This window comes from Aeromonas sp. 602658, assembly GCF_049173005.1.
Lineage (GTDB): Bacteria > Pseudomonadota > Gammaproteobacteria > Enterobacterales > Aeromonadaceae > Aeromonas > Aeromonas veronii_A.
Genome location: NZ_JAAKRF010000002.1, coordinates 130,512 through 153,205, shown reverse-complemented (window position 1 = coordinate 153,205; position 22,694 = coordinate 130,512). Strand labels below are relative to the sequence as shown.

Below are 22,694 nucleotides of genomic sequence, written 5' to 3'. Positions count from 1 at the left end.
GAGCTCATCGATGACACATATGATTACCCGAATGTTGGCTGGCGCTGCGCTGATTGCAGGCAGTGCTCTACCGGTATTGGCCGATCAGGGCAAGATGGTGACCCTGGCGGATGTGACCCAAGGGGATGCGGCCGCCAATATCTGGGTCAGCGGCACGGTGGCGAGTCGCCAGCAAGCAGCGCTCAGCGCCGAAGTGAGCGGCCGGGTGGAGTGGATCGCCGAATTTGGCAGCCGGGTCAAAAAAGGGGATGAGCTGCTGCGCCTCGACAGTACGGCGCTGCGCCTCTCGCTGGAGCAGGCTCGCGCCGAGCAGGCGAAATGGCAGAGCAACCTGCGCTTCGCTCGCGCCGAATCCCAGCGGATCACCCGACTGCACCAGCAAAAGAGCGCCTCCCAGAGCCAGTACGACAAGGCCAGCTACGATGTGGAGCAGGCCGCGCTGGCCGAGCGGCTGGCCGCCATACAGGTGAACCAGATTGAAGAACAGCTGCGCCGCAGCCACATCTATGCCCCGTTCGACGGGGTGGTGAACAACCACTTCATCCAGCCCGGCGAGCATGTGGACGCGGGCGAGCAGGCGCTGGAGCTGGTCAACCCGGATCAGCCGGATATCCGCCTGCAGGCCCCCATTCTCTGGGCCCAGCAGCTGGCACCGCAAGCCCGGCTGCGGGTGGAGGGGGAGCAGCTGAGCGGTCACGGCGTCTATTACCAGCGAGCCGCCAGCGCCGATCCCAAGTCGCGCCTCATCGAGCTGCGCCTCAAACCGGAAGCGGGCACCTTCATCATCGGCTCGCCGGTACGGGTTGCCCTGCCACTGGGGGATCAGCAGAGCATGCTGCTGCCCCGGGATGCTCTGGTACTCGGCACCGATGGCAGTGTGGTCTATCAAGTGGCGCAGAGCGGCAAGGCGCTCAAGGTGAATCGGGTGCCGGTCACCGTGCTGTTTGGCGACAGCCAGCAGGTGGCGGTGAGCGGCGCCCTCAAGCAGGGGGACCGGGTGGTGGTACGCGGTGCCGGCAGCCTGCAGGATGGCGACACCATAGCGCTGTTCAAGGGCTAACCACGCCCGACGTAGGCTGGCCAATCTTTACCCGCTTGGCCCGGGACATACAGCCAAACGGGCCACAGTTTGCTATCTTGGCGGCCATCACTCGCGTTTAGAGCAATCAACACCCATGAGCATTATTTTGGGCATCGATCCGGGATCGCGGATCACCGGATACGGGGTTATCCGGGTCGTGGGCGGCAAGGCCGAATACTTGGGCTCTGGCTGCATCCGCACCGATTGCGGCGAGCTGCCGGAGCGCCTCAAGCAGGTCTATGACGGGGTATGCGAGATCATCACCCAGTTCAAACCCACCGAGTTTGCCATCGAGCGGGTCTTTATGGCCCGCAACGCCGACTCGGCCCTGAAACTGGGGCAGGCCCGGGGCAGCGCCATCGTCGCAGCAGTCAATGCCTACCTGCCGGTGAGCGAATACTCCGCCACCCAGATCAAGCAGGCGGTAGTCGGCACCGGCGGTGCCGCCAAGGAGCAGGTGCAGCATATGGTGACCCATCTGCTGAAACTCTCCGCCACCCCGCAGGCGGATGCAGCAGATGCCCTCGGCGTCGCGCTCTGCCACCTGCACACCCGCCAGAGCCTGATCAAGATGGCCGGCCGCGCCAGCAGCTCGGTACGTGGCCGCTATCGCTGAGCCCTTGCTGGCCACAACACCGTTCTGTCGATAAATAAAAACCGCCCCGGATATCCGGGGCGGTTTTGTTTTGGGCGCGGAATAGAGAGCAATCCGGAGAGCAAGGTCATACACGCCAGCACCATCAAAAGTTGCAATCGATCGACACGTGCGCCGACGTGACGAGCAACTCGATTATCATCGTAAACCCGTACCGTACTGCCATCAGACACAACGCCAAAGAGGCTTATAAATCACACTCTTGGCAATAGATACTTGCTTTCAATTAGTCGTGGCCGCAAACAATACAACCTCGAGTTACAAACTGATATGAATCACGCCAAGGAAGAATTAGATATGGAAAAAATCGGACTTTCCGCTATCGCCCTTCTGCTATGTGGTTGTTCTGCTGCTGGCGTCGTAATAAGCAACGACCCTTGGCAAAATCTGGCCCAAGCAGATGTGCTGATTGAACATGGGCGGGCAACCGCTGCAGAAAAACTTATCGTCGAAGCCAGAACCTTTGCAAAGAAGACGCGGTTTGCCATGCCATGGCAGATAGAGAATATGCCCTGCTACTCCTATCTTCTTCCGTTGTTTCTACTTGGGCAGAACACTATAAAGAACAAGGGATTATAGATCAGACAGTCAACCTGAAAAACAGGACAATCAAGGCAGCAGCATATCTGGAGCAGGCCGCCACTCAGCTAAATACAACAACCGCTTACGACAAGCTGAGCAATGTGCAGCTACTAAAAGCCTCTGTCTATCAGGAACTGCAGGATCAAAAAAGTACCTGTTCATCCCTGGCTCAAGCGCTGACAGCCTACCAAGATAATCTGCGCCATAACTCAGGCGCAGCCCCGCAGGGGGTGGATGGTTACGCCTCGCTGGGAGACTATATCATCGCACGGCAGAAAGCCGTTCGCTGTATGTAAACAGGTATCTTATGGTTCAGTGCCCCTTGCCAGCATTGGCAAGGGGCACTGTGTTAAACCACCTCCCCCAGTGCGCCGATCAGGGCGTCGAGCCCCTGGTCAACCTTCGAGCGAGGGCAGCCGACGTTGAGGCGGATATAGCCTGTGCCTTCCGGGCCGTAGGTGTCGCCGCGCATGATGGCGACCCGGTATTTCTCCACCAGCAAGGTTTGCAGCGCATCCATCCGCTCGGTGGAGTCGATGCCAAGACCGCGCAGGTCAATCCAGGCGAGATAGGTTCCCTCTGGCACCCTATAGTCGATGGCGGGGAAAGCCGAGTTGAGCCGCGCCGCCACATGGGTGAGGTTGCCGTGCAGATAGGCTTTCAGGGCATCGAGCCAGGCAGCGCCGTCCCGATAGGCGCTGATATGGGCCAGCACCCCGAGAATGGGCGGTGATGAGAGACCATGGGCCGCCTTGAGCCGCTGCAGATAGGCGGCGCGCGCTCCGGCGTTGGCGATAAAGGCGTAGGCGCCGCCAAGGGCCGGAATATTGAAGGATTTCGAGCCCGAGCTAACCAGCGCCCAGCCATCGTCCGGTGCCACCTCACTCCACGGCAGATAGCGGGCAAAGCTTACATCCATATGGATGTCGTCCGAGATGACCTTGACCCCATGACGCTGGCAGATGGCGGCCATCCGGCCCAGTTCATCCCGCGTCCAGACCCGGCCGGTGGGGTTGTGGGGGCTGCAGAGCAGTAAAATCCGGCAATCGGGGCGGGCTGCTTGCTGCTCGAAGCAGGCCCAGTCGATCTGGTAGCTCCCCTCTGCTTTTTTGAGCGGACATGGCAGCAGCACCCTGTCGTTGGCCGCCAGCATATTGCCGAAGGCGTCGTAGGCAGGGGTATGCACCAGCACCCCCTCCCCCGGCGCCGACCAGAGGCTCACCAGCTGGGCAATCACATAGATGACCGAGGGGCCGTAAACCAGCGTCTCGGGGCCGAGGCTCGCCCCGTAGCGATGGGCAAACCAGTTGCTCACCGCCCCCTTGAAGTCGTCGTGATTCCAGCGGCTGTAACCAAATACCCCGTGCTCAAGGCGGGTTGCCAAGGTCTGGCGAATGCAGGGGGCGGTCTCGAAATCCATGTCGGAGATGGTAAAGGGGAGCAGATCGGCATGGCCAAAACGGTCGGCTACATAGTCCCATTGAGTGCAGTAGGTGCCGTGGCGGTCGACCACATGGTCGAAGTCATAAATATCGTGCATGAAGTTTCTCCCTCCATAAACAGGAGACATATTGGGAGAGGCAAACAAGGGGGGCTTGCGCCCCCCGTTCGGATCTTATTGGCCGGTTCAGGCCCCCATCAGGCTCTGCAGCTGGTTTTTCACCAGATGCACCTGCGGGCCGATCACCACCTGCAGGTTGTGCTCGTCGAGCTTGATCACCCCGATGGCACCGTTTGCTTTCAATAAGTTGTCATCGACCCTGCTCATGTCCTGCACCGACATTCGCAGGCGGGTGATGCAGTTATCGAGCGCCAGAATGTTATCGGCGCCGCCCAGGGCGTTGAGGATGATTTCACCGTTGTAACCGCTGTTGCCGGCCTTCTTGCCTGCGGGCTGAGCAGTCTCGCTGGTTTCAATCTCACGGCCCGGGGTTTTCAGGTTAAAGCGCACGATGGCGAAGCGGAACACGCTGTAGTAGATGGCAAACCAGATGGCCGCCGCGACCGGCACCAGATACCACTTGGTAGCGGTGCCTTGCAGCACACCGAACACCAGAAAATCGATGAGGTTGCCGTCGGTGTTGCCGATGGTGACGCCGAGCAGCCCCATGGTCATAAAGCCCAGACCGGTCAGGATGGCGTGAATGACGTAGAGTACCGGTGCCACGAACAGGAACAGGAACTCCAGCGGCTCTGTGATGCCACCGATGACGCAGGCCACCACGCCGGAGACCAGCAGCGCCTTGATCTTGCCGCGATTTTCCGGGCGAGCGCAGTGATACATGGCGAGCGCCGCGCCCGGCAGACCGCCGAGGAAGGCTGGCATCTTGCCCTGAGAGAGGAAGGAGGTGGCTGAGACCGAGAAGCCGGAAGTGTCGGCGCAAGAGAGCTCGGCGTAGAAGATATTGAGGGCGCCGCTCACCTCGTGACCGCATACCAGCTGGGTGCCGCCCGCTTCGGTAAAGCGGATAAGCGCCACCAGAATGTGGTGCAGACCGAGTGGCAGCAGCAGACGCTCACCGGTACCGAACAGGAAGGGGCCGAAGGGACCGGCGTGGGAGATGAGCGCCCCGATGCCGTTGATGCCGGCAGCAAACCAGGGCCAGACGAACGGCACGACCAAGCCGACCACACCCAGCACCAGCGCGGTGATGATGGGCACGAAGCGGGCACCGCCGAAGAAGGCGAGCGCATCGGGCATCTTGTAGGTGTAGAAACGGGCGTGGAGCTTCGCGACGATCACCCCGACGATGATGGCCCCCAGAATCCCGGTGTCGATGGAGCTGATGCCGAGGATCGATTTCACCCCGTAGGCCTTCTCCGCCGCCGCGTCACCGATGACGTTGGCCACGGTGAGGTAGAAGTTGATGGAGAGGTTGAGCGCCGCATAGCCGACGAAACCGGCAAAGGCCGCGACCCCCTTCTCTTCCCGCGCCAACCCGAGCGGAATGGCCACCGCAAACATCACCGGCAGGTAGATAAAGGCCACCAGCCCCACCTTGGTCATCCAGAGGAACAGCAGTTGCAGCACGGTATTGTCGAGGAAGGGCATGCTCTGCTTGACCGCATCGCTGGTGAGCGAGCTGCCGACACCGAGCAGGATGCCCGAGAAGGCCAGCAGGGCGACCGGCAACATAAAGGTCTTGCCGAGGCTCTGCAGGAACTCCCAGATAGTGGATTTGGCTTGAGGCTTGGCCATGAAACGGCTCCTTGTGAATAGACAGCAATATCTGCGGCTGCCCTCCCCCGCTCGAGGCAATCTCGAAGCAATCTCGAAGCAGAAGGCGCGGGTCAGCATCAGGTTTTGCTGGATGATAAAACGTTTTATCAACTTACAAGTGCCGACAGGATCACAGAATAAGGGGGCTAGCTGGCAGCAGGATCCAAATTTGTGAGCCGGATCGGCCAGATGGTGATGTAACGTTTCACTTGGCAACCCAAGCAGGTATGCTGGGGCCTCGCTTTCAACTGTCCGTCGTCCATTCGCCCTATGTCGCCCAAATCCCTCTCTGCCAAAGCCACCAAGATCACCGATGTCGCCCAGCGGGCGGGAGTGTCGGTCACCACCGTCTCCATGGTGCTCAACGGCAAGGGGCGCATCTCGCCGGCCACCGCCGAGCGGGTGCAGCAGGCGATAAAAGAGCTCGACTACGTACCCAACAGCGCCGCCGCCAACCTGCGCAGCCAGCAATCCAATCTGGTGGGGCTGATCCTGCGCGACATCACCGACCCCTTCTATACCGAGGTGACCGCCGGGGTGAGCGAGGTGCTGGAGCTGCAGGGCTATCTGCTGTTTCTGACCCAGTGCGGCCACAGCCCGGAGCGGCTGCAGCAGAGCATCCACTCCCTGTCACGGCAGGGGGTGGCGGGCATCATTTTCAATCCTGTGCGCGGCGCGGCGGCCAAAACCCTGGAGACCCTGCTCGACTCCGAACTGCCGGTGGTGTGCGCCGCCCGCTCCTACTATCGCGATGACGTCGACTTTATCGGCCCCGACAACACCCACGCCGCCAAACAGGCCACCACCTACCTTATCGAGCAGGGCCACCGCCATATCGCCTATGTCGGCGGGCGGGCCGACTCCCTCACCCGCGCCGAGCGCATCGGCGGCTACTGCGCCAGCCTGCTGCAATATGGCCTGCCCTTCAAACCGGAGTGGGTACTGGAGTGCGAGCGCACCCAGCGCAGCGCCGCCGACACCATCGCCCAGCTGCTGCACCAGCACCCCAAGGTGACCGCCGTGCTCTGCCACTACCCCGAGGTGGCGCTCGGCGCCATCTATGGTGTCGAGGCGAGCGGCCGCACCGTGGGCAAGGATAACTACATCGGCCAGCAGGTGGCCCTGCTCGGTTTTGACGACGTGGCGGAGGCCGAACTCACCTCCCCCGCCCTCACCTTTGTCAGCTCACCGGCCCGCGAAATCGGCCGTCAGGCGGCAAGGCGCCTGCTGACCCGGATGCAGCAACCCGAGCTCGCTCCCAACCGCCATATCATCACCCCCAATCTGCAGAAGCGAGAATCAGCCTGAACTGGCTGGGCGCCCGAGCTCGCCCCACCCGCCATATCATCACCGCTCACCAACAAACCGCAGAAGCGGGCATCGGCCTGAGCTGGCTGGGCGCCCGAGCTCGCCCCACCCGCCATATCATCACCGCTCACCAGCAAACCGCAGAAACGGGCATCAGCCTGAACTAGCTGGACAAGCCCGAGCTCACCCCACCCGCCATATCATCATCGCTCACCAGCAAACCGCAGAAGCGGGCATCGGCCAGAAGCACACGGCTGCGGCGCGCGGGCAAATAACAAAGAGAGGGCGCAAAATGTGAACCTGCTCACTGCGCTGGCAAGGAGAGATTGAGAGCCAAGTGGAGAGGAATATGATGGGCGTCCACTCTCTTCACGAGCCCCTTTATGAGCAACCCGCACGACCAGAATCCGCCAACTGAAATCCACCGCTGTGACAAATGCGGCGAGCGTACCCGCCATCTCGTGGTGCTGGTCGCCCGCGATCACAGCCAGGACATCATGCCCAAGGATCCGCGCAAAGCCTTCTGGCAAGCCTTTCGCTCCAGCAGCCTGACCAATGCGGTATTCGGCCAGACCCTCGCCTATCAGGCCACCCATGTAAAACATCTAATTTGCGAACGCTGCGGGGAGAAGTTTCTGGAGTATTGATGGCTCCAGTCTGTCATCCGCCACACAACCAACCGAATAAACTCCCGCCATCAAGCAAGTAGTTTATTGATCCTTGGCAGGTTTTTACCTGCTGCCGGTTTTGCATCGCCCCCACCTTGATTACCATGGCTCACTTGGCAAACTGGATTGGGAGGGGCGTTGCCGAGATCGCTCTGGCCACCATAGCGCCATCCCCTCCCACCACATCGCCGGTTAACAGCAGCAGAGTGGAGGCTGTCGTCCAGGGGCGGTAGCGTGCCGCTTGGCCACACCTGGGCTACAACCCCCTCTCCAGCAATCCACAAGGATCCCGCCGTTATGTTTGAGTACGTCGAAAAACTGCAAGCGCGCATCGCTACCATGGTCAGCCAGAACGAAGCCGGGATCCGGCAGGCGGCCCACTGGTTTAGCGAGGCCATCGTTCACAACAAGATGATCCATATGCTGGGCACCGGCCACTCCCATATGGTCGGTCTGGAGGGGTTTATCCGTGCCGGTGGCCTTGGCAATATCAACGCCGTGCTCGACTCCACCGTCACCACCGCCGATGGTGCTCTGCGCAGCTCGGCGCTGGAGAAGCTGCCGGGGCTTGCCGCCATCCTGTGGGAGGAGCAGCCGATTGCGCCGGGGGACCTGATGGTGGTCATCTCCAATTCGGGTCGCAACGCCCTGCCCATCGAGTGGGCCCAGCTTGCCAGAGCGCGCGGCCACAAGGTGATCGCTATTACCTCAGTGGCGCAATCGGCGCAAAACCCGAGTCGTCACCCTTCTGGCCAGAAACTGATGGAGCTGGCCGATCTGGTACTGGACAACTGCGTGCCGCCGGGCGATGGCCTGTGCGAAGTCAATGATCGGGTCACCGGCGCCTTCTCCTCCATCTCCGGCATGGTGCTGATCAATACGCTGGTTGTCGAAGCGCAGAAACTGGCACTGGCACAAGGAGTCACCCCGCTTATTTTCTCCAGCCAGAATGTGGATGGCTTTAATAACGATGATGTTTACCGCCATTTCCAAGGGCGATTGAAGTCGATGTAAAAATCTACATATAGATTTTTTAAATTAAAGCATCAACAAAAATTGAGATAACATAGTGGCAGATTATATAAACAAAAACATCCTTAGTCAGGCTTATATTCATGTTCAGCCGAGAGGAATGGAAACCGATGAACAGTTAGAGTCATTCAAGGAAAATTTAAGAATGTTTTCCTTGACTCGTACTGAGTTCTTTTTATCTGAAGGTCTTGAGATCAATGTTGAGTTTGAAGATGGTTCAATAAAAGCTCGTGTGACTGTAATTGGCACACTAATGCTTCTACTTCAAGGTATTAGTTCTTATAAAGACTTCAGAGAGGGCCTTCAACTTCTGTACTCTGATGCAAAATGGCTATCGGATGCCATCATATCGGAATCTTTATATCAAACTAAGGCAAAACATCATGATGTAATCAGAGTGGAGGCTAGAACTGGAATCATTGGCTCCATTCATAAAGTTTTTAATAAGTTGGAAAGCATTAAACGTGGAGCAAAAGGAGCTATGCTCGCCACTGATATTGTAGATAAAATTGATGATGCGCAAAATGAAATATTAAAGTTAATGGATAATATCTGTGATTTAGCTGATAAAGATTTAGTCGCAAAAGAATGTATTGCTTTGGTTAAGGAGCTACCAGAGACACCTGTACCCCCCAAAGATAAAGAAAATAAAATTTATGCTATAGACGAGTACAGACGCAAAAAATCAACTCTAATCGGTGCAATAGAAATCCATCTAATGGCTGATGAGTAAAATCAAATTATCTATAACGCAGATGTGCGGTGATACCCAATTTGACCATAAATTCTGATAGCCCGTAGGTTCGAATAGCGAAGCGTATTCGGACATTCGCGTTATCACCTCTACTTTCCAGCCTCCAGATATCTGTTCCAGAAAAGAGCGCTCATAGATGAAACGAATTCTGATTATTGGCAACTCTGGATCGGGCAAGAGCTGGTTGGCAGCTCGATTGGCTGAGGGGTTAACTATCCGCGAGGTCAATCTGGACACCATCGTCTGGCAACCGGGCGGGTTTAACCAAAAACGGCCCCAGCATGAGATTGATCATGCCATTCAAACACTTGCTCAAGAGCCATCATGGGTGGTCGAAGGGGTATTTGGTGCCCTGGCCGAGCAACTGCTTGATGCCGCCGATACCCTGCTTTTTCTGGATCTCGACTGGTCAGTATGCCGTGATTCACTGCTATCGCGCGGATCACAAAGTGCCAGGCAACGGGATGCCGTAGCAGCCGAAGAGAGCTTTCAACAACTGCTGGTGTGGGCATCGGAATATGGGCAGCGAGCCGGCAAAAGCTCCCGCCAATTCCATCACGAGCTGTTTGATCGATTCCCAAACGACAAGCACCGTTTCACGACTCGCACAGAGGTACATAGCTATCTCACGCAACTGACCACTCATAGCTAACGGGGTAGAGGATGACGCAACAGGAGCTGGCGAAAATGGGGGGCGCTTCGGTAAGTATCCAGCTGCTGGATGGCAAACCCTGTATCAGAAAAAGCGGCGCATCGCCTGTCGAGCGCCATTTCTACCAACGCGCCGCACTTCATTTGAGCGGGCTCAACACTCCTACCCTGCTCAAGGTCGAAGGGGAGACCCTGTTCCTTGAGCAGATCCCTCATCCGGTCACGCTCACGCAGCTGCACCACAACGAACAGACCTTTGCTCAGCTGGCAAGCCTGCATAACGCCAACTATCAGCCCGACTTTGCGGTGAAAACTCACGGCTGGTCGCTCGTCGACACCAACGAGGCGCTCTCTGTACTCTGCCTGCCGGAAGCGGTAAACGAGAAGATCCGCCATATCCAGCAACTTGGTCACGAACTATTCGAGGAGTCATGCCTGATTTCGGGAGACAGCAATGAGGGCAACTGGGGCACCCGCAACAATGGTGAGCTGGTGTTGTTTGACTGGGAGCGATTTGGTTATGGCAGTCCGGCCATCGATCTGGCCCCGCTGGTGCCGCGGATGGGTTCGCTGGCTGAATATGAAACCATCATTGAACGCTATCTGTGCCACAGTTCGCTGCTCTCTGGCGACCGGTTGCTGCGCCATCTCGTCATGGCCAAGTGCTGGCTGATTATTGAAGTCACCAATCTGCTGACCAGAAGGGAGAAGCCGCAGGCACAGCAATATCTGGAGTGGTATCGGCAACAAGTTCCCAACTGGCTGGAGTCGGTGGCGCATATTGTGTAGTCCGTAGGTTCGAATAGCGGAGCGTATTCGGACGTTCGCGTTATAACCTATCTCTTTTCAGCCATCCCTCTCTTGCCACCACACTTTCTTCCCAAACAACGCCCCTCTGCGCTCGCCCAGCCAATGCGATTGGCCTCCGCCATCAGGCGCATAAAAATCCTAATCCGCCCGACGAAACTGCGACTTTTTGTGAGAAAGGTCACATCTTATAACGCCTTAAAACCACATATAAATCCAGACCCCGCTGGTGATTAATTTATTGACATGATGCATTACAAACCTGATTACGAGACCAATCACAATCCATTTATTTGTTTTTAAAGACAAAATTAGCAATAACCTGAAAATGGTGAGTCCTGCCTGAAAACGGGATCTTCATCACATCGCGTTTTGCTGCGCACAAAAATCCAGTGATTAGCACATTTGTCCGATAGGGAGGGGGCGAGCGAGCCACGATAATGAACAGGTCATTTTTATCCAGTACGTCGATACGTACTCACGCATAGCTTCCGTCACCGGAAGCGGGGAGAGCGCCATGATCACCACCTTGATCAATGAACATCTGATCAACCTCGATTTGAAAGCGACGCGTAAGGAAGAGGTCTTCACCGAAATGGCCCGTCTGCTGGCGTCGCAAGGCAAAGTCAGCAACGAGCAGGCCTTTATCAAGGATCTGTGGGCCCGCGAAGAGCTGGGTAACACCGGCTTTGAAGAGGGCGTGGCCCTGCCCCACGCCAAGAGTGCGGCGGTATGCAATCCGGCGGTCGCCATCGGCATCAGCCGCAACGGCATCGAGTACGGCGCCGAAGATGGCAAGCCGTCCCACATTTTCTTTATGATCGCCTCCCCCGATGGCGGCGCCAACCACCATATCGAAGTGCTGGCCGAGCTCTCCGGCAAGCTGATCGAAGAGGGCTTTATCGCCAAACTGCTGGCGGCAAAAACCCCGGCCGATGCGCTGGCGCTGCTGCTGACCAAGAAAGAGGAGCAGAGCGCGGCCCCGACCACCAGCAAAGGCTTTATTATCGGTGTCACCGGCTGCCCGGCCGGTATCGCCCACACCTATCTGGCGGCCGAGTCGCTGGAGCGCGCCGCCAAGGAGCTGGGTTATGAGGTGAAGGTGGAGACCAACGGCTCCATCGGTGTCAAGAACAGCCCGACCGCAGACGAGATTGCCCGCGCCACCGCCATCGTGGTCGCCTGTGACAAGCAGGTGGACATGGCCCGCTTCGCTGGCAAGCCGCTCATCAAGACCGGCGTAAAAGCCCCCATCAAGGATGGCAAGGGTCTGATTGAGCAGGCGCTGAAAGCCCCCGCCTATGTGGCTGACAAGGATGAGAAGAAGGGTGACGAGAAGCGCGCCAGCGGCGGCAGCTCGGATCTCTATCGCTACCTGATGAACGGCGTATCGCACATGATCCCGTTCGTGGTGACCGGTGGTCTGCTTATCGCCCTGTCACTGGCCATCGGCGGCAACCCGACTCCGAGCGGCATGCAGATCCCGGAAGGGAGCATGTGGAACCAGATCCTCAACGTGGGCGTGGCCGCCTTCACCCTGATGATCCCCATTCTGGCGGGCTATATCGCCTACGCCATCGGTGACCGTCCGGCACTGGCGCCGGGCTTTATCGGCGGCTGGATCGCCAACAACGGCAGCTTCTACGGCGCTGATGCCGGGACCGGCTTTATCGGTGCCATCATCGCGGGCCTGTTGGTCGGTTATCTGGTGCGCTGGATTGCCACCCGCCAGTACCACAAGATGGTGCAACCGCTAGTGCCGATCCTGATCGCCCCCATCATCGGGTCGCTCTTTATCGCTGCGGTCTTTATCTTCATTATCGGCGCCCCGATTGCCGACATGATGACTGGCCTGAACGCCATGCTGCTCTCCATGAGCGGTGGCAGTCTGGTGCTGCTGGGTATCGTGCTGGGTGGTATGGCTGGTTTTGATATGGGTGGCCCGGTCAACAAGGTGGCCTTCCTCTTCTCCGTCGGCATGATCGCCTCCGGTCAGACCCAGTTTATGGGTGCCATGGCCTGCGCCATCCCGGCTGCGCCCCTTGGCATGTCGCTGGCTACCGTGCTCGGTCGCAAGCTCGGCATCTTTGACGAGTCCGAGATCGAAGCAGGCAAAGCCGCCGGTGCCATGGGTCTGGTGGGTATCTCCGAAGGGGCGATTCCGTTCGCCGCCCGTGACCCGCTCGCCGTCATTCCGGCCAACGTGCTGGGCAGCATGACCGCCGCTGTGATGGCCTTCCTGTTTGGAATCACCAACAGCGTTGCCCACGGTGGCCCCATCGTGGCCCTGCTGGGTGCCGTCAACAAGCCGCTGCTGGCCCTGCTCTGCATGATCTGCGGTGCCATCGTCACCGGCGTGGTCGCGGTTGCCCTGAAAAAGCTGCGGGTAAAAAAGAGTGACGAGGTAACCCTGGCCAAGGCGGCCTGACTCCTAGACCATAAAAGAGGCCACCCCACGGGGTGGCCTCTTGTTTTTTGGGATGGCTGGTGGGCCGTATTTCCCAATATCGCCCCCCGAGAAATAGTGGTCGATAAGCACTCTTCCCTCATATCTCCCTTCACCTCTCTCCTTGCCTTTCCCTTACTCCCTTCTGGCCTCTCCCCTCCTCAGCCCAGCACTCACACAGAGCGCCAAACTGGCTGAAATGGCAGCAATCCGGCGTCAGCGGTGTGATGTTTCTCACGCTTTGTCCGCGAAAGCGCAAAAACTAGGAAAATTTCCTATCCCCACTAGGGATGGCTCTCAAGCCATTTTTTGCCCCTCTTATTAGAGTCACCCCACCTGATGTCGTGACCCGCACCGCGACGGGCAATGCGCCCCGTCATCCGGTGCCGGGCCCGGGTTTATATGGATGGAGCGTCGAGCGCAGCAACGGCTGACAGCCCCGACGTTCCGTTCCCCCTTCCGTGGCGTGACCTCGAACAACCTATCTACAAATGAGGGGCGCGGCGGAAATACCGTCTATCTCGCAGAGGATGAACGAAGATGTTGAAATTGCTCCAACAGGTCCGGGTCCCCACCCTGGACCTGCCGGTCGAAGCCCGGCGCAAGCTCTGGTTCAAGCCGTTTATGCAATCTTATCTGGTTGTATTTATTGGCTATTTGACCATGTATCTGATCCGCAAGAACTTCAACATTGCGCAAAATGACATGATCCAGGAGTACGGTCTCTCCATGACCGAGCTCGGCATGATCGGTCTTGGCTTCTCCATCACCTACGGGGTGGGCAAGACCATCGTCTCCTACTACGCCGATGGCAAGAACACCAAGCAGTTCCTGCCGCTGATGCTGATCCTCTCAGCTCTGTGCATGCTGGGCTTCAGTGCCAGCATGGGCGGCACCGGTTTCAGCCTCTACTTCATGATCTTCTTCTATGCCCTGAGCGGTTTCTTCCAGAGCTGTGGCGGTTCGTGCAGCTACTCCACCATCACCAAGTGGACCCCTCGCAACAAGCGCGGCACCTATCTGGGTATGTGGAACCTCTCCCACAACGTGGGCGGTGCCGGTGCGGCCGGTGTGGCGCTGTTCGGTGCCAACTACCTGTTTGATGGCAACGTGCTCGGCATGTTTATCTTCCCCTCCATCATCGCGCTGATCGTCGGCTTTATCGGCCTGCGCTTTGGTAGCGATTCGCCGGAAGCCTACGGCCTTGGCAAGGTGGAAGAGCTGTTTGACGAAGTGGCGAGCGAAGAAGATATCGCCACCGAGGAGCAGCAGCTGACCAAGTGGCAGATCTTCGTGAAGTACGTGTTGCTCAACAAGGTGATCTGGCTGCTCTGCTTTGCCAACATCTTCCTCTACGTGGTGCGTATCGGTATCGACCAGTGGTCTACCGTCTATGCCCACCAGGAGCTGGGCTTCTCCAAAGACGTGGCCATTCAGGGCTTTACCTTCTTCGAAGTGGGCGCACTGGTCGGCACCCTGATGTGGGGTTACCTCTCCGATCTGGCCAACGGTCGTCGTGGTCTGGTGGCTTGCGTGGCGCTGGCGCTGATCATCGCGACCCTGGGTCTCTACCAGCATGCGACTACCCAGTTCATGTTCCTGGGCTCCCTGTTCACCCTGGGCTTCCTGGTGTTTGGTCCGCAACTGCTGATCGGCGTCGCCGCCGTGGGCTTCGTACCCAAGCAGGGCATCAGCGTGGCCGATGGCGTCAAGGGCACCTTTGCCTACCTCATCGGTGATAGCTTCGCCAAACTGGGTCTGGGCATGATCGCCGATGGCACCCCCATCTTCGGTCTGACCGGCTGGACCGGCACCTTCGCGGCGCTGGATATCGCAGCCGCCGCCTGTCTGGTACTGATGGGTTGTGTCGCTGTCGCCGAGGAGCGCAAGATCCGCCGCATCAAGCGCGAACTGAAAGCCGCCGAGCTGGCTGCCCAGACCGCCTGATAGCCATAACAACAGACGCAGATTGTTCAGGGCCACCCACAGGGGTGGCCCTTGTTGTTTAGAGCAACCTCACTCCCGGCTGGCCCATATCAGCCTGCACAGCCGTTCAAGGGACGGGCATATCCCCATCAAGATCCCACTTTTCATATGGACTTTTGGTAAAAGCCCCCCGCTGGCGCTATCTTGTTGCTCCCCCTTGTCAGCATCACAGAGAGCAGATGAAGATCGTCGCCGTCACCGCTTGCCCGACCGGTATTGCCCATACCTATATGGCTGCCGATGCCCTGCAAAAAGCCGCCACTGGGCTGGGACTCAAGATCAAGGTCGAGACTCAGGGCGCCATGGGCATGGAGAACATGCTGACCGCCCGCGATATTGCCAGCGCCGACCTGGTGCTGATTGCCTCCGATATCGAGATTGAGCAGAAAGAGCGCTTCCTCGGCTGCACCATCCATCAGGTGAGACTGGAAACTGTGTTGCTGGATGCCAACGCCGTACTCAAGGCCCTGACGATCCCGGCCTGATGCTGACCCGCGAGATCACCTTCTACTGCCAGCAGGGGTTGAGCATCACCCAGGCCAAGCAGTTAAACCGGCTGGCGGGGATGTTCAAATCCACCATCCGCTGCGCCAACCTCACCCGGCGCCAGACCGTTGCCGCCAGCAACCAGCTCTCCCTGTTGACCCTCGCCACCCAGCCCGGCGATCTCTGCCAGTTGCAAATTGAAGGGTGCGATGCCGAGCTCGCCCACATGGCCTTCACCTGCTGGTGCGGGGAGCTGGGTCAACCGCTGGTGCGCTCGCGCACCGCCGCACTGGCGGAGTTGCGACTGGCAAATGCCCTGCCCGACTACCAGTTTGCCCTGCGCCAGCTGGCCCACAGCCCCGAACCGCTGACCAAGGCCGAAGCACTCGAGCATCTGATCGATCTGCTACCCGCCGAGCTGATCACCGACCGCGCCACACTGACCGCCGCGGTGGAGCGGCGCGAGCAGGTCTCGGCCACCATCATCCGCCCCGGCCTTGCCATGCCTCATGTATTGAGCGAAGGGATCAGCCAGCCAACGCTGGCCCTGCTTAGCTGCAAGGAGCCCATCGAGTGGGGCTCTCAAATCGGACCGGTGCAGACCATTATTCTGCTGGCGGTGCCGGTTGGTAGCGGACGGGAGACCCTGCGCCCCCTTACCCGACTGGCGCAGGCGATGATCGACGATGTGGTCAGCCACGCCCTGCTGTTGGCGGGCTCGGCCCCCGCCCGTCAGGCTATCGTCATCGAGAGCCTGCTGAGCTAGGCAAATTGGCTCCGGGCGCTGCTTGTTGTAACGCCAGCCATTCATCCTGCCCTCAGCACCCTGTGGTACACTCGCTGCCATCGTCTGTTTGAAGTGTGTATCCGATGAAATCTCCCCGCTCCCGTCTCTCTGTCAGCCGTGCGCCGCGCGATAACGCCCCGCGCACGACTACCAAACCAGCCGCTCCCCGCCATGCATCCCCTCGCAAACCGGAGCTGGCCCCAGAGGATCGCAAATTGCTCCTGCTGAACAAGCCCTATATGGTGCTCTGCCAGTTCACCGACGAGGCGGGCCGCGAGACCCTCAAGGATTACATCAAAGAGCCCGGCATCTATGCCGCAGGGCGGCTCGATCGCGACAGCGAGGGGCTGCTGCTGCTCACCAACGATGGCAAGCTGCAGGCGCGTCTCACCCAGCCTGGGGAAAAGACCCCCAAGACCTACTGGGTGCAGGTGGAAGGCATCCCGAGCGAGGAGAAACTGGCCGCCCTGCGCGCCGGTGTGGAGCTCAATGACGGCATGACCCTGCCCGCCGGTGCGCGCATTATGGATGAACCTGCGGTGTGGCCGCGCAATCCGCCCATTCGCGATCGCAAGGAGATCCCCACCAGCTGGCTGGAGATCAAGATCATCGAGGGGCGCAACCGCCAGGTACGGCGGATGACCGCCCATATCGGCCACCCCACCCTGCGCCTTATTCGCTACGCCATCGGCGACTGGACCCTCGATGGTCTGGCACCCGGCGAGAGCCGCAGCCTGCCCGCCCCCGAGCTGACGCCGCTCTCCAACAGCCGCCCGCGTCCCTCCTCATCCCGTTCAGGCGCTCATACCGCCAAACCGGCCAAACCGGCAGGGGAGGCGCCACGGCGGGCTAGCCAGCCGAGACGGGACGAGCGTCCCCGCAGCATTCACCCAACCGAGCGTTCAACTTCAAACCCGACCAGCGGCAAACCCCGCAGCAGCGGGCGAGGAACGGCACGCAGACCCGCCCGTGCGGGCAATCCAAATAGTAGCGACAAGGAGTCATGATGAGCAATCAGGTAGAACAATCGGCCACCAGCCACGCCCGCATGGAGGCGCGCCTGACGGTCGCCGCGCTGGTGCAGTGGCAGGGCCGCTTTCTGGTGGTGGAGGAGGAGATAAAAGGCCAGCGCCGCTTCAACCAGCCCGCCGGCCATGTAGAGGCCGGTGAAGATCTGCTCACCGCAGCCTGCCGCGAGCTCAAAGAGGAGACGGGGCTGACCGCCACGCCGACCGCCTGGCTTGGTACCTATCTCTATAAACCGGCCGACAGCGAGGCCACCTATGTGCGCACCGCCATCATCTTCGACCTTGAAAAAGCGCCGGGTCAGCACCATCCAGAGGATCCTGACGGCGATGTGCTGGCTTGCCACTGGCTTACGCTGGAAGAAATTGCGGAATGCAAACCGGCTCTGAGAAGCCCCTTGGTGTGGCAGTGCATTCAGGATTATCTGGCGGGGACACGGCTGCCACTGTCGGCACTCAAGGCCTTTATCTAAGGCCATTTGACACTCTTTTTCGGTGACAAAGGCCAACAACAGAAAAACGATTTCCTGCTATCAGGCTCCTGATAGGAACTGCGGCATGGATATGTGACCGGGGGCGCAAAACTCTGGTAGAATACGCCCCGTTTAAACGAACTGGTAACTTCGACTAATGACAGACAACAGCCAAATCAAGGTGATCGTCGGCATGTCCGGCGGCGTGGATTCTTCCGTCTCGGCCTACCTGCTCCAGCAGCAGGGCTATCAGGTCGAAGGCTTGTTCATGAAGAACTGGGAAGAAGACGACACGGACGAGTACTGCTCTGCCGCCCAGGATTTGGCTGATGCCAAGGCCGTCTGCGACAAGCTGGGGATGAAACTCCACACTATCAACTTCGCGGCCGAGTACTGGGACAATGTGTTCGAGCACTTCCTCGAAGAGTACAAGGCTGGCCGCACGCCAAACCCGGATATCCTGTGCAACAAGGAGATCAAGTTCAAGGCGTTCCTCGAATTTGCCGCCGAAGAGCTGGGTGCCACCTACATCGCTACCGGCCACTATGTGCGCCGTGACGACAGCACCGGCCGCCCGCGCCTGCTGCGCGGTCTCGATACCAACAAGGATCAGAGCTACTTCCTCTATACCCTGAGCGAGAAGCAAGTGGGTCAGAGCCTGTTCCCGGTTGGCGATCTGGAGAAGCCGGAGGTGCGCCGCATCGCCGAGCAGCTGGATCTCATCACCGCCAAGAAGAAAGACTCCACCGGCATCTGCTTTATCGGCGAGCGCAAGTTCAAGGACTTCCTGGCCAAGTTCCTGCCCGCCCAGCCCGGCAAAATCGAGACCGTGGATGGCAAGGTGATCGGCGAGCATCAGGGTCTGATGTATCACACCCTGGGTCAGCGCAAGGGGCTCGGCATCGGTGGTCGCAAAGATGCCACCGAAGAGGCCTGGTATGTGGTCGACAAAGAGGTCGAGCGCAACGTGCTGGTGGTGGCGCAGGGCGAGCATCCCCGCCTCTACTCCGACGGTCTCATTGCCAGCCAGCTGCACTGGGTGGATCGCACTCCCATTCGCGAACCGCGCCGCTGCACCGTCAAGACCCGCTACCGCCAGCAGGATATCCCCTGCCTGATCCAGCCCATCGACGACGAGACCATCCGGGTCATCTTCGACGAAAAGCAGGCTGCGGTCACCCCGGGCCAATCCGCCGTCTTCTACGACGGGGAGGTGTGTCTGGGCGGCGGCATCATCGAACAACGTTTCAGCCATCCGGTTTGAATCCTTAACAGAAGGCAGCAGACGTGAGCGATAAATTCCAAGACAGAACAATGGCCTTTGCCGGCATCTGCCAGGCCGCGTATCTGGTGCAGAAGGTGGCCCGAGACGGCAGCTGTGACGAGGCCGCCCTGCGCGAGAGCCTCTCCAGCATTCTGGTGACCAACCCGAGCCAACCGCTCGAGGTGTTCAACAACACCCATCTGGCCATTCGCGACGGCTACCGTGCGCTGGTCGAGCAGCTGGGAGCCGACGGCAGCCAGAAAAATGCCGAGCTGACCCGCTACGTGGTGAGCCTGATTGCACTGGAGCGCAAGCTGGCCAAGCGCAAGGACATTCTCAATATGCTGGGTGAGCGGATCAGCCAGATTGGTCGCCAGCAACAGCACTTCGATCTGCTCGACGAGCAGATTTTGGCCAACATGGCGAGCATCTACAGCGATCTTATCAGCCCCATCGGGCCGCGCATTCAGGTGGCAGGCACCCCGCTGTTCCTGCAGCAACCGCTGGTGCAGCACAAGGTGCGCGCCCTGCTGCTGGCAGGCATTCGTGCCTGCGTGCTGTGGCGTCAGCTCGGTGGCAGCCGCACCCAGATCATCTTCGCTCGCAAGAAGATGGTGGAGCTGGCCAAACGTTACTAATCATCGGCTCGCGCGCGGGCCAGCCGAGGTCAACATCAGGGTGAACAGCCGCACATCCGCCTTGATGACGACTCAGCCCCACGTGCGAGTGGATACGGATCCCCCACACAAATCATCAGGAGTTCACCCCATGGAGCTGTCCGCGCTGACTGCTGTTTCCCCGATTGACGGTCGTTATGGCGACAAGGCCGATGCCCTGCGCCCTATCTTCTCCGAATTCGGCCTGCTGCGTTTTCGCGTCGAAGTCGAGGTGCGCTGGTTGCAAAAACTGGCCAGCCACGCCGGGATCCCGGAAGTCCCTGCCCTGAGCGCGGCCGCCAACGCCCTGCTCGACGGCATCGTCAGCAACTTCAACGAGAGTGACGCCGCCCGCATCAAACAGATCGAGCGCACCACCAACCATGATGTGAAAGCGGTGGAGTACTTCCTCAAAGAGAAAGTCGAAGTGAACCCGGAGCTGGCGGCTGTCAGCGAGTTCATCCACTTCGCCTGCACCTCGGAAGACATCAACAACAACTCCCACGGTCTGATGCTGAAAACCGCTCGCGAAGAGGTCATCAAGCCTTATTGCGAGAAGCTGATCAGCGAGCTCAAGCGTCTGGCTCACGACTATCGTGACATGCCGCTGCTCTCCCGCACCCACGGCCAGCCGGCGACCCCGAGCACCATGGGCAAGGAGATGGCCAACGTCGCCTACCGTCTTGAGCGCCAGTTCAAGCAGATCATGGCGGTGGAGATCCTCGGCAAGATCAACGGTGCGGTCGGCAACTACAACGCCCACCTTAGCGCCTACCCGGATGTGGACTGGCACCAGTTCTCCGAGGAGTTTGTTACCTCCCTGGGCCTGACCTGGAACCCCTACACCACCCAGATCGAGCCACACGACTATATCGCCGAGCTGTTCGACGCCATGGCCCGCTTCAACACCATCCTGATCGACTTCGACCGCGATGTGTGGGGTTACATCTCCCTGGGTCACTTCAAGCAGCGCACCATCGCGGGGGAAATCGGCTCCTCCACCATGCCGCACAAGGTCAACCCCATCGACTTCGAGAACTCCGAAGGCAATCTGGGTCTGGCCAACGCCGTGTTCCAGCATCTGGCGAGCAAGCTGCCCATCTCCCGCTGGCAGCGTGATCTGACCGACTCGACCGTACTGCGCAACCTGGGTGTGGCGGTGGGTTACTCCCTGATTGCCTATCAGGCGACCCTCAAGGGCATCTCCAAGCTGGAAGCCAACGACGCCGCCATGGCCGCCGATCTGGATGCCAACTGGGAAGTGCTGGCCGAGCCGATCCAGACCGTGATGCGCCGCTACGGTATCGAGAAGCCCTACGAGAAGCTCAAAGAGCTGACCCGTGGTCGCCGCGTCGATGCCGAAGGGATGCGTACCTTTATCGACACCCTGGAGTTGCCGGAAGCGGTCAAGGTTGAGCTGAAGAAGCTGACCCCGGCCAACTACATCGGTGACGCCCAACGTCTGGTTGATCTGCTGAAGTAAGCCAACCGGCAGTGACGAAGGGGCCCTGTGCACGATACGCCACAGGGCCCCTGTTATTTTCCCTGCCACGGCAGGATCCCGAGTGGCTTTTCCCAAGCCGGCCTTGGGCAAAACCTCTTTGCGAGACACGAGAAACAGCATGTACGAACTCAATCTGGATATCGCTCACTTCCTCGAACACTACTGGCAGAAGCGCCCGCTCCTTATCAAGGGGGGCTTCAAGGACTTTCAGGACCCTATCAGCCCGGACGAGCTGGCGGGTCTGGCCATGGAAGAGGTGGTCGAGTCCCGCCTCGTCACCCGTTTCGACGGCAAGTGGGATGCCGCCCACGGCCCCTTCGAATCCTACGACCATCTGGGCGAAGAGAACTGGACCATTCTGGTACAGGCTTGCAACCACTGGGCTCCCGAGGTGAACGAGCTGGCGGTGCCGTTCCAGTTCATTCCGGGCTGGCGCTTTGACGATGTGATGGTGAGCTTCTCCACCCCCCATGCGGGTGTCGGCCCCCACATCGACAATTACGATGTGTTTATCACCCAGGGTCTGGGCAAACGCCACTGGCGAGTCGGCGATGCCAAGCCCCTCAACGAGTTCGCCGCCCACGCAGCCCTGCTGCACTGCGAGCCCTTCGAGGCGATCATCGACGTCATCATGGAGCCGGGCGACATCCTCTACATTCCGCCCGGATTCCCCCACGAAGGCTACGCCATCGAGCCCTCCATGAACTTCTCGGTGGGCTTCCGCGCACCGGATGCCAAAGCACTTATCTCCTCCTTTGCCGATCATCTGATCGACAACGAGGTGCGTACCGAGCGTTACGGCGATGCCGATCTCAAGCCCCGCGCCCGTCACGGCGAGATCCAGCCCCACGAGCTGCACCGTCTGCGCGAGCTGATGCAGCAGGCTCTCGATGACGAGACCCTGTTCAAGGAGTGGTTCGGCACCATGATCTCCGAGGCCAAGCACGATCTGGACGTCAATCCGGTCGAGCCAGACTACAGCGCCGAGGAAGTGGCCGACATGCTGACCCAGGGCGAGCCTGCCATCAAGGTACCGGGTCTGCGCACCGTCTGGTTTAGCGGCGAGAGCCAGCAGTGCTTCATCGACGGCGAAGCCTGGACGCTGCAGAGCGAAGACGCGGCAGCCATTTCCCTCCTGTGCGACAAGGACATCATCACCCAGGCCGACATGGTGGAGCTGGCCGATCAGGCCGGTTTCCTGCAACTGCTGACCCGTCTGGTCAACCGCGGTTACTGGTTCTTCAACTGATCCGGCGGTAACTGAAGGATAAAAAGGCGCCTTATGGCGCCTTTTTGTCACTCAGATGCG

22 protein-coding genes are annotated in these 22,694 nt (G+C 59.3%); 20 read left to right on the top strand and 2 right to left on the bottom strand.

From position 1 onward, the window contains the following. Positions 1-10 precede the first annotated feature (10 nt). The 4 genes from G5253_RS03015 (at position 11) to G5253_RS03000 (ending at position 2,614) form a co-directional block, all read left to right on the top strand. On the top strand, positions 11-1,060 hold the full coding sequence (locus tag G5253_RS03015; protein ID WP_421202641.1) for an efflux RND transporter periplasmic adaptor subunit: 1,050 nt from the start codon (positions 11-13) through the stop codon (positions 1,058-1,060). A gap of 115 nt (positions 1,061-1,175) precedes the next feature. Continuing rightward, complete coding sequence (ruvC, locus tag G5253_RS03010; protein WP_005334512.1) at positions 1,176-1,697, top strand: crossover junction endodeoxyribonuclease RuvC; 522 nt, start codon at positions 1,176-1,178, stop codon at positions 1,695-1,697. A gap of 309 nt (positions 1,698-2,006) precedes the next feature. Continuing rightward, positions 2,007-2,315: a hypothetical protein gene (locus G5253_RS03005; protein ID WP_421202640.1), complete on the top strand. Its 309-nt coding sequence runs from the start codon at positions 2,007-2,009 to the stop codon at positions 2,313-2,315. Then, complete coding sequence (locus G5253_RS03000; protein WP_421202639.1) at positions 2,228-2,614, top strand: hypothetical protein; 387 nt, start codon at positions 2,228-2,230, stop codon at positions 2,612-2,614. Before G5253_RS03005 ends, G5253_RS03000 begins: the two co-directional genes overlap by 88 nt. A gap of 53 nt (positions 2,615-2,667) precedes the next feature. Here G5253_RS03000 and G5253_RS02995 read toward each other — a convergent pair whose 3' ends face one another. Further along, positions 2,668-3,858: a MalY/PatB family protein gene (locus G5253_RS02995; RefSeq protein ID WP_421202638.1), complete on the bottom strand. Its 1,191-nt coding sequence runs from the start codon at positions 3,856-3,858 to the stop codon at positions 2,668-2,670. Between the two features lie 87 nt (positions 3,859-3,945). Further along, positions 3,946-5,517, bottom strand: coding sequence for a maltose/glucose-specific PTS transporter subunit IIBC (gene malX / locus G5253_RS02990; protein WP_421202637.1), 1,572 nt, complete (start codon positions 5,515-5,517; stop codon positions 3,946-3,948). A gap of 291 nt (positions 5,518-5,808) precedes the next feature. On the opposite strand from malX, the gene G5253_RS02985 reads away from it, so the two are divergent. From G5253_RS02985 to G5253_RS02910, 16 genes are all read left to right on the top strand, one after another. Then, positions 5,809-6,846 carry a Mal regulon transcriptional regulator MalI gene (locus tag G5253_RS02985; RefSeq protein ID WP_335819819.1) on the top strand — a complete coding sequence of 346 codons (1,038 nt, stop codon included), beginning with the start codon at positions 5,809-5,811 and terminating at the stop codon, positions 6,844-6,846. A 383-nt stretch (positions 6,847-7,229) separates the two neighbouring features. Beyond that, complete coding sequence (locus tag G5253_RS02980) at positions 7,230-7,493, top strand: hypothetical protein (RefSeq protein WP_236289147.1); 264 nt, start codon at positions 7,230-7,232, stop codon at positions 7,491-7,493. 318 nt (positions 7,494-7,811) lie between these two features. Next, complete coding sequence (locus G5253_RS02975; RefSeq protein ID WP_041208869.1) at positions 7,812-8,528, top strand: sugar isomerase domain-containing protein; 717 nt, start codon at positions 7,812-7,814, stop codon at positions 8,526-8,528. Between the two features lie 55 nt (positions 8,529-8,583). Next, the gene (locus G5253_RS02970) at positions 8,584-9,279 is read left to right on the top strand and encodes a hypothetical protein (protein ID WP_266134037.1); all 696 of its coding nucleotides are present in this window, start codon (positions 8,584-8,586) and stop codon (positions 9,277-9,279) included. A 157-nt stretch (positions 9,280-9,436) separates the two neighbouring features. Beyond that, positions 9,437-9,952, top strand: a complete 516-nt coding sequence (locus G5253_RS02965; RefSeq protein ID WP_216951773.1) for an AAA family ATPase — start codon at positions 9,437-9,439, stop codon at positions 9,950-9,952. An 11-nt stretch (positions 9,953-9,963) separates the two neighbouring features. Next, positions 9,964-10,740: a phosphotransferase family protein gene (locus G5253_RS02960; protein ID WP_266134038.1), complete on the top strand. Its 777-nt coding sequence runs from the start codon at positions 9,964-9,966 to the stop codon at positions 10,738-10,740. Between the two features lie 535 nt (positions 10,741-11,275). Beyond that, positions 11,276-13,186 (top strand): PTS fructose transporter subunit IIABC, encoded by a 1,911-nt coding sequence (locus tag G5253_RS02955; protein ID WP_266134039.1) that lies wholly within the window; start codon positions 11,276-11,278, stop codon positions 13,184-13,186. A 558-nt stretch (positions 13,187-13,744) separates the two neighbouring features. After that, a complete protein-coding gene (uhpT, locus tag G5253_RS02950) occupies positions 13,745-15,151 on the top strand; it encodes a hexose-6-phosphate:phosphate antiporter (protein WP_005353611.1) in 1,407 nt (468 codons plus the stop codon). 218 nt (positions 15,152-15,369) lie between these two features. Continuing rightward, complete coding sequence (locus G5253_RS02945; protein WP_266134040.1) at positions 15,370-15,675, top strand: PTS fructose transporter subunit IIB; 306 nt, start codon at positions 15,370-15,372, stop codon at positions 15,673-15,675. Next, positions 15,675-16,442, top strand: a complete 768-nt coding sequence (locus G5253_RS02940) for a PTS sugar transporter subunit IIA (protein WP_266134041.1) — start codon at positions 15,675-15,677, stop codon at positions 16,440-16,442. Before G5253_RS02945 ends, G5253_RS02940 begins: the two co-directional genes overlap by 1 nt. A 104-nt stretch (positions 16,443-16,546) precedes the next feature. After that, a complete protein-coding gene (rluE, locus tag G5253_RS02935) occupies positions 16,547-17,470 on the top strand; it encodes a 23S rRNA pseudouridine(2457) synthase RluE (protein ID WP_266134042.1) in 924 nt (307 codons plus the stop codon). Further along, complete coding sequence (locus tag G5253_RS02930) at positions 17,470-17,961, top strand: NUDIX hydrolase (protein WP_421202636.1); 492 nt, start codon at positions 17,470-17,472, stop codon at positions 17,959-17,961. Before rluE ends, G5253_RS02930 begins: the two co-directional genes overlap by 1 nt. A 157-nt stretch (positions 17,962-18,118) precedes the next feature. Then, the gene (gene mnmA / locus G5253_RS02925) at positions 18,119-19,225 is read left to right on the top strand and encodes a tRNA 2-thiouridine(34) synthase MnmA (RefSeq protein ID WP_005353619.1); all 1,107 of its coding nucleotides are present in this window, start codon (positions 18,119-18,121) and stop codon (positions 19,223-19,225) included. A 23-nt stretch (positions 19,226-19,248) separates the two neighbouring features. Next, the gene (hflD, locus tag G5253_RS02920) at positions 19,249-19,863 is read left to right on the top strand and encodes a high frequency lysogenization protein HflD (protein WP_005334622.1); all 615 of its coding nucleotides are present in this window, start codon (positions 19,249-19,251) and stop codon (positions 19,861-19,863) included. Positions 19,864-19,993: 130 nt separating this feature from the next. Next, complete coding sequence (gene purB, locus G5253_RS02915; protein ID WP_013723562.1) at positions 19,994-21,364, top strand: adenylosuccinate lyase; 1,371 nt, start codon at positions 19,994-19,996, stop codon at positions 21,362-21,364. Positions 21,365-21,503: 139 nt separating this feature from the next. Continuing rightward, positions 21,504-22,634: a cupin domain-containing protein gene (locus G5253_RS02910; RefSeq protein ID WP_127006698.1), complete on the top strand. Its 1,131-nt coding sequence runs from the start codon at positions 21,504-21,506 to the stop codon at positions 22,632-22,634. The last annotated feature ends 60 nt before the right edge of the window (positions 22,635-22,694 follow it).

Coding starts and splice junctions, on each gene's coding strand:
- G5253_RS03015 (WP_421202641.1), top strand. CDS start 11: ATGACACATATGATTACCCGAATGTTGGCTGGCGCTGCGCTGATTGCA.
- ruvC (WP_005334512.1), top strand. CDS start 1,176: ATGAGCATTATTTTGGGCATCGATCCGGGATCGCGGATCACCGGATAC.
- G5253_RS03005 (WP_421202640.1), top strand. CDS start 2,007: ATGAATCACGCCAAGGAAGAATTAGATATGGAAAAAATCGGACTTTCC.
- G5253_RS03000 (WP_421202639.1), top strand. CDS start 2,228: ATGGCAGATAGAGAATATGCCCTGCTACTCCTATCTTCTTCCGTTGTT.
- G5253_RS02995 (WP_421202638.1), bottom strand. CDS start 3,858: ATGCACGATATTTATGACTTCGACCATGTGGTCGACCGCCACGGCACC.
- malX (WP_421202637.1), bottom strand. CDS start 5,517: ATGGCCAAGCCTCAAGCCAAATCCACTATCTGGGAGTTCCTGCAGAGC.
- G5253_RS02985 (WP_335819819.1), top strand. CDS start 5,809: ATGTCGCCCAAATCCCTCTCTGCCAAAGCCACCAAGATCACCGATGTC.
- G5253_RS02980 (WP_236289147.1), top strand. CDS start 7,230: ATGAGCAACCCGCACGACCAGAATCCGCCAACTGAAATCCACCGCTGT.
- G5253_RS02975 (WP_041208869.1), top strand. CDS start 7,812: ATGTTTGAGTACGTCGAAAAACTGCAAGCGCGCATCGCTACCATGGTC.
- G5253_RS02965 (WP_216951773.1), top strand. CDS start 9,437: ATGAAACGAATTCTGATTATTGGCAACTCTGGATCGGGCAAGAGCTGG.
- G5253_RS02960 (WP_266134038.1), top strand. CDS start 9,964: ATGACGCAACAGGAGCTGGCGAAAATGGGGGGCGCTTCGGTAAGTATC.
- G5253_RS02955 (WP_266134039.1), top strand. CDS start 11,276: ATGATCACCACCTTGATCAATGAACATCTGATCAACCTCGATTTGAAA.
- uhpT (WP_005353611.1), top strand. CDS start 13,745: ATGTTGAAATTGCTCCAACAGGTCCGGGTCCCCACCCTGGACCTGCCG.
- G5253_RS02945 (WP_266134040.1), top strand. CDS start 15,370: ATGAAGATCGTCGCCGTCACCGCTTGCCCGACCGGTATTGCCCATACC.
- G5253_RS02940 (WP_266134041.1), top strand. CDS start 15,675: ATGCTGACCCGCGAGATCACCTTCTACTGCCAGCAGGGGTTGAGCATC.
- rluE (WP_266134042.1), top strand. CDS start 16,547: ATGAAATCTCCCCGCTCCCGTCTCTCTGTCAGCCGTGCGCCGCGCGAT.
- G5253_RS02930 (WP_421202636.1), top strand. CDS start 17,470: ATGAGCAATCAGGTAGAACAATCGGCCACCAGCCACGCCCGCATGGAG.
- mnmA (WP_005353619.1), top strand. CDS start 18,119: ATGACAGACAACAGCCAAATCAAGGTGATCGTCGGCATGTCCGGCGGC.
- purB (WP_013723562.1), top strand. CDS start 19,994: ATGGAGCTGTCCGCGCTGACTGCTGTTTCCCCGATTGACGGTCGTTAT.
- G5253_RS02910 (WP_127006698.1), top strand. CDS start 21,504: ATGTACGAACTCAATCTGGATATCGCTCACTTCCTCGAACACTACTGG.